We start from the raw sequence: 221 nt of genomic DNA on the forward strand, positions 1-221 counted from the left end.
GCTCGAATTTCAGATATTTTAGGATTAGACGCTCTAACCCTATTAAAAGATAGAAACTTTTTAATTTTCTTTATTTCGTCAGTACTTATTTGTATTCCTTTAGCCTTTTACTACCAAAATATAAGTCCTTTTTTAACCGAACTAAAAGTAGAAAATTCAACTTCATGGGCTTCTTTAGGCCAACTTTCAGAAATATTATTTATGCTATTGCTTCCTATTTT

Annotated in this window: 1 pseudogene; it reads left to right on the top strand. The window is 29.0% G+C overall.

Annotated features, from left to right (window positions below):
* Positions 1-221 (top strand): annotated as a pseudogene (locus tag H2O73_RS24625) (nucleoside permease); the annotation flags it as partial.

Origin of the sequence: Vibrio marinisediminis, assembly GCF_014050145.1 — a bacterium.
GTDB classification, from domain to species: domain Bacteria; phylum Pseudomonadota; class Gammaproteobacteria; order Enterobacterales; family Vibrionaceae; genus Vibrio; species Vibrio marinisediminis.